Annotated in this window: 2 protein-coding genes; one reads left to right on the top strand and one right to left on the bottom strand. The window is 65.9% G+C overall.

The annotated features are described in order from the left end of the window. Positions 1-759 (bottom strand): transposase (locus ACWEEU_RS30585; protein WP_451736936.1); only part of this gene is annotated, 759 nt, incomplete at its 3' end. Positions 760-831: 72 nt separating this feature from the next. On the opposite strand from ACWEEU_RS30585, the gene ACWEEU_RS30580 reads away from it, so the two are divergent. Continuing rightward, positions 832-1,138, top strand: a 307-nt coding sequence (locus ACWEEU_RS30580) for a hypothetical protein (RefSeq protein ID WP_451736933.1), incomplete at its 3' end; no start/stop codon positions are given.

Raw genomic sequence — 1,138 nt, 5'->3', positions numbered from 1 at the left:
GAGGTTGAGGTTGTGCAGGCGAGCAATGCCGAGCATGGCGTAGTGGATGCCGTCGCCCTTGAGGCGGCAGTCGCGCAGGATCTTCCAGCTCTTCATGCGGGCGAAGGCGTGCTCGACGCGGGCCCGGACGCGCTTGTGGGAGCGGTTGTGTTCTTCCTTCCAGGCGGGCAGACCCTCGCTCTTGGACCTGCGGTGCGGGATGACCAGGCCGGTGCCCTGGTAGCCGCCGTCGGCGATGGTCACGGTCCTGCCGACGGCGTCCTTGGCACCGGATTCCTCCCAGCCGCGGGAGTCGTGCCGGTTGCCGGGCAGAGGACGGCCGACCACGACGACCAGCCGGGTATCAGCGTCGATGACCACCTGGTGGGCTGTGGAGTAGCGGTAGTTCTTCGACTGCTCGGCGATCGTGCGATCCCGGGTGGGGACCAGAGTGCCGTCCACGATAAGCACGGTGTCCTTCGCGAACCGCTTGCGTGGCTGGAGCGCGAGCTTGGGCCCGAGGTGATCGATGATCCGGTCGGCCGCCGACTTCGAGATGCCGAACAGCGGCGCGAGCTGGCGCATCGTCAAGTTTGTGCGCCAATAAGCGACGACCAACAGGATGCGGTCCTCCAGTGGCAGCCCCCAGGGGCGTCCGCGGTGCTCTTTGGCCGCAGTCTCGCGGCGCACAGCCGTCACCAGCTTGCCGAAACAGCGTGGGCTCAGCCCGGTGAACGGGGCTATCCAGGACGGCTCCGACGCCGTGATCACACCGGCCATCCGGAGATCATTTCAGTTGCCGGCGCCCTTCCTCATGGCGATCCTGAGCTACGAACAACCAAGGGAGACAAGGTGGGACTGATGCTCTTCCCAGGCGACGACGACGTGGCGAGTCCGGACGTCTCCTGGTCATACACCGGCTTCAACATGTTCAGGAAGTGGTTGGCTCAGGCCGAGGGGTTCACCCTCACCGAGATGAACGGGTTCGGTGGAGAGCGCCAGTGGCGCAGTGTCTCCACTACCCTGGCGCCACTGCTCAACCATCCAGACGACGATGGCCCCGACCTGACGCCAGCTCAATGCGCGGCCATGCTGCCCCGCCTGGAAGCGATCCTCGACCAGCAGCAGTCTGACGACAGCGACCCTGTCATCCGACGGC

Source organism: Streptomyces sp. NPDC005004, from assembly GCF_053600675.1.
This window is presented reverse-complemented; position numbering and strand designations above follow the sequence as displayed.